Source organism: Kitasatospora phosalacinea, from assembly GCF_030268885.1.
In the GTDB taxonomy this organism is placed as follows: Bacteria; Actinomycetota; Actinomycetes; order Streptomycetales; family Streptomycetaceae; genus Kitasatospora; species Kitasatospora phosalacinea_C.
This window is the reverse complement of record NZ_BSSA01000092.1, coordinates 1-926: the sequence shown is the minus strand read 5'-3', so window position 1 is coordinate 926 and position 926 is coordinate 1. Positions and strand designations below refer to the sequence as shown.

Genomic DNA, 926 nt, shown 5'->3' with positions numbered 1-926 from the left:
CGAGTTGCAGCCGGACGCCCTGGACGACCAGTTGATCGGGCAGCTGGTCGACCGTGCCCGCGCGAGCGGGCTGCAGCTCACCGGCACCGGCGGCCTGCTCCAGCAACTGACGAAGAAGCTCCTGGAGTCCGCCCTCGAAGGTGAGATGACGGACCACCTCGGCTACGAGAAGCACGACCCGGCCGGGACCGGCAGCGGGAACTCCCGCAACGGCGTCCGGTCCAAGACCGTGCTGACCGAGGTCGGCCCGGTCGAGATCGACGTCCCCCGGGACCGCGAGGGCTCGTTCGAACCGCAGCTGGTCCGCAAGCGCCAGCGGCGCCTGTCCGGCGTCGATGAGATGGTGCTGTCGCTGTCCGCCCGCGGTCTGACGCACGGTGAGATCTCCGCGCACCTGGCCGACGTCTATGGCGCCGAGGTGTCCAAGCAGACCATCTCCACCATCACCGACCAGGTCATCGAGGGCATGGCCGAGTGGCAGAACCGGCCGCTCGACCCGGTCTATCCGGTGGTGTTCATCGACTGTGTGCACGTGAAGCTCCGCGACGGCCAGGTCGCCAACCGGCCGATCTACGTGGCGCTCGCTGTCACGGTCGAGGGCACCCGCGAGATCCTCGGATTGTGGGCTGGCGACGGCGGTGAGGGCGCCAAGTACTGGCTGCACGTGCTGACCGAGATCAAGAACCGCGGTGTCGCGGACGTCTGCATGGTCGTCTGCGACGGCCTCAAGGGCCTGCCGGACGCCATCGCCGCGGTCTGGCCGCAGGCCGTCACGCAGACCTGCATCGTCCACCTGATCCGGGCCTCGTTCCGCTACGCGGCCCGGCAGGACTGGGACAAGATCTCCAAGGCCCTCAAACCCGTCTACACCGCTCCGACCGAGGACGCCGCGCTCGAGCGGTTCGTGGAGTTCTCCGAGGCCTGGG

The 926-nt window shown here is 68.9% G+C and carries 1 protein-coding gene; it reads left to right on the top strand.

All coding sequences use genetic code 11. The annotated features are described in order from the left end of the window. Positions 1–4: 4 nt before the first annotated feature. Positions 5–926, top strand: a 922-nt coding sequence (locus tag QSK52_RS39070) for an IS256 family transposase (RefSeq protein WP_285741038.1), incomplete at its 3' end; no start/stop codon positions are given.